General features: G+C 56.9%; 1 protein-coding gene and 1 pseudogene. One reads left to right on the top strand and one right to left on the bottom strand.

Annotation, left to right across the window (positions count from 1 at the left end):
- A partial coding sequence (locus AWB67_RS39175) for a type 1 periplasmic-binding domain-containing protein (protein ID WP_510183527.1) occupies positions 1-428 on the top strand: 428 nt, incomplete at its 5' end.
- A 40-nt stretch (positions 429-468) separates the two neighbouring features.
- Here the strand turns inward: AWB67_RS39175 and AWB67_RS42935 are convergent.
- Positions 469-598 (bottom strand): annotated as a pseudogene (locus tag AWB67_RS42935) (ABC transporter ATP-binding protein); the annotation flags it as partial.

Below are 598 nucleotides of genomic sequence, written 5' to 3'. Positions count from 1 at the left end.
GACAGGGCTTCAGAGATGCGTTTGAAGCGCGCGGCCTGTCACCAGCAAGAGACGCGATCGAATGTTGTGGGTATAACGCTGCCGCTGCCAGGCGCGCGCTTGCAAATCGCTACGCGAAGCTCGGACGACTTCCCGCGGGTCTGCTATTAAATTCGATTACCGCGTTCGAAGGGATCGTGCAGTTCACGGCAACATTGCCGCTGACAGCATGGAAATCGGCGGTAGTCGGTTGCTTCGACTGGGACCCGTTCGCAGCGTATCTTCCGTTCGATGTGACGATGCTGCGGCAAGACGTTGAAACGATGATTTCGGAAGCGTTCACATTGGCAGAGAACTACGACCCGAAGGACAGGTCCCTCATTCTTGTGCCGACCGGATTGGGGAAAATGTTCGAGGAGGCGGAGCAGACGAAGGAGTTTGACCGCTAGACCTCATCAGTCTTGCACCTGACCGCAAAGTGTCTCGCTCCTAGACGGCGTCCTCGTCCAGCACGAGCAGGTTGTCATGCGAGAAACCGAGAGAAACCGGCTGTCCGCGTTCCGGCAAGACGCGGTTAGGATCATTGAAAACATCGAGCGAAATGACGGAGTCCCTCACC

It is taken from the genome of Caballeronia terrestris (assembly GCF_001544515.1).
GTDB classification, from domain to species: domain Bacteria; phylum Pseudomonadota; class Gammaproteobacteria; order Burkholderiales; family Burkholderiaceae; genus Caballeronia; species Caballeronia terrestris.
Note: the sequence above shows the minus strand (reverse complement) of the source record. Positions and strands in the feature narration are given on the sequence as shown.